Raw genomic sequence first — 4,613 nt, forward strand, 5'->3', positions numbered from 1 at the left:
AACGGTCCGCGTTCCGTGGTGGTTTCGGGTACGGAGTCGGCGGTTGCTGATCTGGTGGGGAAGTTTGCCGGTGAGGGCCGTAGGACGAGTGCGTTGCGGGTGTCTCATGCGTTCCATTCGCCTTTGATGGAGCCGATGTTGGCGGAGTTCGGGGCGGTGGTGGCCGGGCTGTCGTTCGGGGCTGCGTCGATTCCGGTGGTGTCGGGAGTGACGGGTGAGCTGTCGCAGGAGGTCACGACGCCGGAGTACTGGGTGCGGCATGTGCGGGAGGCTGTGCGGTTCGCGGATGCGGTGTCGTTCGTGGTGTCGCGTGGGGTGACGTCGTTCGTCGAGGTGGGTCCGGACGGTGTGCTGAGTGGGATGGCACAGCAGTCTGTCGACGCGGAGCAGGCAGCCGTCTTCGTTCCGCTGGTGCGTAAGGGCCGTCCCGAGGTGGCGGCGACGGTTACCGCGCTGGGGCAGTTGCATGTGGCCGGTGTGCCGGTGGACTGGGCCCGGTTCTTCGAGGGCACCGGTGCCCGCCGTGTCGACCTGCCGACGTACGCCTTCCAGCACCAGAATTACTGGATCGTCGGCGAGCAGCACGGCGCCGACGCCGAGTCGATGGGGCAGGAGCCGGCCGGTCACCCCCTTCTGAGTGCGATCGTCACCTCGCCCGATGCCGACAGCGTGATCCTGACCGGTCGCCTGTCCACCGGGACCCAGCTCTGGCTGGCCGATCACGCGGTCGGTGACGTCGCGCTCTTCCCCGGCACGGGCTTCGTGGAACTGGCACTCAGAGCAGCGGAAGAGGTCGGGTACGCCGGGCTCGAGGAGCTGACCCTGGAAGCGCCGCTGGTACTCCCGGAGCATGGAGGCGTCGCCCTCCAGGTTGTCGTCGGCCCCTCCGACGACTCGGGCCGACGGCCGGTGACCGTGCACTCGCGAGGCGAAGCGACGGATCTGCCGTGGGTGCGCCATGCCGCGGGTTCCCTCATCGCTGCCGTTGACGCACCCGGAGCGGCGGACATGGCCTGGGTCTCCGGGCAGTGGCCACCGGCCGGCGCTGAGCCGGTGGACCTGGACGGGTTCTACGAAGGCATGGCGGAAGCGGGTCTGAGCTACGGGCCTGCCTTCCGCGGGCTGAGCGAGGCCTGGCGGTCCGACGGGCACGTCTTTGCCGAGGTGGGCCTCCCTGAAGGGATCGAGCCCGGCACCTACGCCCTGCACCCCGCGCTGTTCGATGCGGCATTGCACGGGGTGGCGTTGTCGGGTGCGGTGGGTGAGGGTGCTGCGTTGCCGTTCTCGTGGTCGGGTGTGTCGTTGGGTGCGGTGGGTGCGACCGCAGCGCGGGTTCGGGTTTCGGTGGCGGGTGAGGGCCGGGTGTCGGTGGTGCTGGCCGATGCCGGTGGCGGGGCGGTGGCGACGGTCGATTCGCTCGTCCTGCGTTCGGTGGAGGGAGAGAAGCGCGCGGCGGCCGAGTCCGGTGCGTGGGGTTCTCTGTTCGGGGTGGAGTGGCCGGCGGTGGCGTTGCCCGGCGCTGACGAGGCGGCCGGGCTGACGGTGGGGCGCTGGGGTGAGGCAGCGGTTTCGTCGGGTGTGGTGCCGGACGTGGTCGTGTTCGATTCGCTGCGCGCCGGTGAGGTTGGGGCAGGCTCTGCGGACGGTGTGCGGGATGCGGTGTGTGAGGCGCTGGAAGTGGTGCAGGAGTGGCTGAGCGATGAGCGCTTCGCTGACGCCCGACTGGTGGTGCGGACGGTGGGTGCGGTCGCTCTGCCCGGTGAAGGCGTGGGTGATGCAGCGGGCGCCGCGGTGTGGGGGCTGGTGCGCTCGGCGCAGTCGGAGAACCCGGGGCGTGTGGTGCTGCTGGACGGTGAGCTGGGCGCGCTTGCCGAAATGGCGCGGGTGGTGACGCTGGGCGAGTCGCAGGTGGTGGTGGTGCGCGAGGGCCGTGCGCATGTGGGCCGGCTGCAACGCGTCGTGCCGTCCAACGGAGACGGGTCGGTCGTGGAGTTCGATTCCGCGGGGACGGTGTTGTTGACGGGTGGTACGGGGACGTTGGGCCGGGTGTTCGCGCGGCATCTGGTGGTGGAGCGTGGGGTGCGGCGTTTGGTGTTGACGAGCCGTCGTGGTGGTGCGGCCGAGGGTGTGGGGGAGTTGGTCGAGGAGTTGGCGGGTTGGGGTGCGGAGGTGGTGGTGGAGGCGTGTGATGTGGCTGACCGGGCTGCTGTGGAGCGGGTGTTGGGGTCGGTTCCGGTGGACCGGCCGTTGGTGGGTGTGGTGCATCTGGCGGGTGTGCTGGATGACGGGGTGATCGGTTCGCTGTCTGCGGAGCGGGTGGGGGCGGTGCTGCGTCCGAAGGTGGACGCGGCGCTCAACCTGCACGAGCTGACCCGTGACCTGGACCTTGCCGCGTTCGTCCTCTTCTCCTCCGTGGCCGGCACCTTCGGCAACGCGGGTCAGGGCAACTACGCCGCGGCCAACGCGTTCCTGGACGCGCTGGCCACGTACCGCAGAGCGGAAGGACTCCCCGCCCACTCCCTCGCCTGGGGCTTCTGGGACGAGGCCAGCGGCATGACCGGCAAGCTGTCCGGGGCCGAACGCTCCCGCATCTCGTCCGTCGGCGGCGTCTTCCCGATCTCCTCGGACCGAGGCGTGGCTCTCTTCGACGCCGCCCTGCGGATGGACCGGCCGGTGGTGGTTCCGGTGCAGCTCGACCTCGCCGCCGTACGGGCCCAGGGCGCCGGCAGCCGCGAACTCTTCCGCACCCTGGTCCCGGTGGTCACACGGCGCAAGGCAACCGGCCGGGCCGAAGCGAGCGGCCTCCAGCAGCGGCTCGCCCGCCTCACCGAGCCCGAGCGCGAAGCCGCCGTGCTGGAGGTCGTCCTCGCACAGGTCGCCTCCGTCCTCGGCTACAGCTCGCTCCAGGCCATCGAGCCGGAGAAGGCGTTCAAGGACCTCGGCTTCGACTCCCTGCGGGCGGTGGAGTTCCGTAACGCGCTGGCCGAAGCCACCGCGCTCCGTCTCCCCGCGACCGTCGTCTTCGACTACCCCACCCCCCTGGCCCTGGCCCGCCACCTGCTGAGCGAGGCGTCCGGTGACGACGCTCCCGCGACGGCAGCCCTCGCCGCGGTGCGCCCGAACCCCGCCACCCACGCCGACGACCCGATCGCGATCGTGGGCATGGCGTGCCGCTACCCGGGGAACATCGGCTCACCCGAGGACCTCTGGGAGGCCGTGATCGAGGGCGCCGACCTCATCTCCGACTTCCCGACCGACCGGGGCTGGGACCTGCGGAAGATCTACGACCCGGAAGGCGTACGGCCCGATACCAGCTACGTCGCCCGCGGCGGGTTCCTCGACGACGCCCCTGGATTCGATCCGGCGTTCTTCGGTATCAGTCCGAACGAGGCCCTGATTATGGACCCGCAGCAGCGGCTGCTCCTGGAGGCGTCCTGGGAGGTGTTCGAGCGGGCCGGCATCAACCCGCTCTCCCTCAAGGAGAGCCGGACCGGTGTCTTCGCCGGAATGATGTACCACGACTACGCCCACAACGCGAGCACGGGCGGCATCGCCTCCGGCCGGATCTCCTACGTACTCGGCCTCGAAGGTCCGTCGATGACGGTGGACACCGCGTGTTCGTCGTCGCTCGTGAGCCTGCACCTCGCGATCCAGGCGCTCCGCTCCGGTGAGTGCTCCCTCGCGCTGGCCGGCGGCGTGGCCGTCATGTCGGAGCCCGAGGTCTTCGTGGAGTTCAGCCGGCAGCGGGGGTTGGCGAGGGACGGGCGGTGCAAGTCGTTCGCGGGTGCTGCGGATGGTGCTGCTTGGTCGGAGGGTGTGGGCGTGTTGTTGGTCGAGCGGTTGTCGGATGCTCGGCGGTTGGGGCATGAGGTGTTGGCGGTGGTGCGGGGCAGTGCGGTGAATCAGGACGGTGCGAGTAATGGGCTGACGGCTCCGAACGGTCCGTCGCAGCAGCGTGTGATTCGTGCGGCGTTGGCTGACGCGCAGATTTCGTCGGATCAGGTGGATCTGGTGGAGGCGCATGGGACGGGGACCCGGTTGGGTGATCCGATCGAGGCGCAGGCGTTGTTGGCGACGTATGGGCAGGGTCGTGCGGAGGGTGATCCGTTGTGGCTGGGGTCGTTGAAGTCGAATCTGGGGCATGCGCAGGCGGCTGCGGGTGTGGGTGGGGTGATCAAGGCGGTGCAGGCGATTCGGCATGGTGTGTTGCCGAGGACGTTGCATGTGGATGTGCCGACGCCGCAGGTGGATTGGTCGGCGGGTGCGGTGGAGTTGTTGACGGAGTCGCGGGCGTGGCCGGTGCGGGATCGTCCGCGTCGTGTGGGGGTGTCGTCGTTCGGTCTGAGTGGGACGAATGCGCATGTGATCGTGGAGCAGGCTCCGGTGGTGGAGGAGCTGGAGGTGGCGGCAACGGTTGAGCTGCCGGTGGTGCCTGTGGTGTTGTCGGCGCGGAGTGAGGCTGGGCTGTCGGCGCAGGCGGGGAAGCTGTTGGGGGTTTCTGCCCCGTTGTTGGATGTGGGTTTTTCGTCGGTGGTGTCGCGTGCGGTGTTGGAGCATCGTGCGGTGGTGGCGGCTTCGGACCGTGAGGAGTTGGTGCGGGGTCTGACGGCGCT

At 69.7% G+C, this 4,613-nt stretch carries 1 protein-coding gene; it reads left to right on the forward strand.

Annotated elements, in window-relative coordinates; all coding sequences use genetic code 11:
* Positions 1–54: 54 nt before the first annotated feature.
* Positions 55–4,613: SDR family NAD(P)-dependent oxidoreductase (locus JGS39_RS39180; RefSeq protein WP_308120990.1), on the forward strand; the 4,559-nt coding region annotated here is incomplete at its 3' end.

Source organism: Streptomyces poriferorum (assembly GCF_019399235.1).
Taxonomy (GTDB): domain Bacteria; phylum Actinomycetota; class Actinomycetes; order Streptomycetales; family Streptomycetaceae; genus Streptomyces; species Streptomyces poriferorum.